Genomic DNA, 1,005 nt, shown 5'->3' with positions numbered 1-1,005 from the left:
CAACGGCAAGACGGCGATGGGGATGACCACGCCGCCGCACATTCCGACCGGCACGCTGCAGTGCTCGAACTGCCACACCAACACCGCGGCGAGCTTCACGACCTACACCATGAACCACGCCGCGGTGGCGACGGCGCGCTGCGACAGCTGCCACAACGGCAGCTACACCGGCCAGGGCACCAAGGGTGCGCTCGGCACCGCGTCGTACCCGAACCACGTCGCCACCGGCGGCGCCGACTGCGTCAGCTGTCACGCCAAGGCGGCGAGCGGCGGCTTCACCAGCTGGGGCGGCGCGGCGTTTGCTCACAAGGCCAACGACACCAACTGCGCCACCTGCCACAACGGCAAGACGGCGATGGGCATGACCACACCGCCGCACATCCCGACCGGGACGCTGCAATGCTCGAACTGCCACAGCAACACCGCCGCGAGCTTCACGACCTACACCATGAACCACGCCGCGGTGGCGACCGCGCGCTGCGATAGCTGTCACAACGGCAACTACACCGGCCAGGGCACCAAGGGAGCCATGGGTACGGCGTCGTACCCGAACCACGTCGCCACCGGCGGCGCCGACTGCGTCAGCTGTCACGCCAAGGCGGCGAGCGGCGGCTTCACCAGCTGGGGCGGCGCGGCCTTCAAGCATGCCGCGACCGACACCAACTGCGCCACCTGTCACAACGGCAAGACGGCGCAGGGCATGACCACGCCGCCGCACATCCCGACCGGGACGCTGCAATGCTCGAACTGCCACACCAGCACCGCGGCGAGCTTTGCCACCTACACCATGAACCACGCGGCGGTGGCGACGGCGCGCTGCGACAGCTGTCACAACGGCAACTACACCGGCCAGGGCACCAAGGGAGCGCTCGGCACCGCGTCGTATCCGAACCACGTCGCCACCGGCGGGGCGGACTGCGTCAGTTGTCATGCCAAGGCGGCCTCGGGCGGCTTCACCAGCTGGGGCGGCGCGGCCTTCAAGCATGCCGCGACCGACACCAACTG

1 protein-coding gene is annotated in these 1,005 nt (G+C 69.3%); it reads left to right on the top strand.

From position 1 onward, the window contains the following. Positions 1-22 precede the first annotated feature (22 nt). Positions 23-1,005: cytochrome c3 family protein (locus tag QX128_RS33175; protein ID WP_316239660.1), on the top strand; the 983-nt coding region annotated here is incomplete at its 3' end.

Source organism: Bradyrhizobium sp. SZCCHNR1015 (assembly GCF_032489875.1).
GTDB lineage: Bacteria > Pseudomonadota > Alphaproteobacteria > Rhizobiales > Xanthobacteraceae > Bradyrhizobium.
This window is presented reverse-complemented; position numbering and strand designations above follow the sequence as displayed.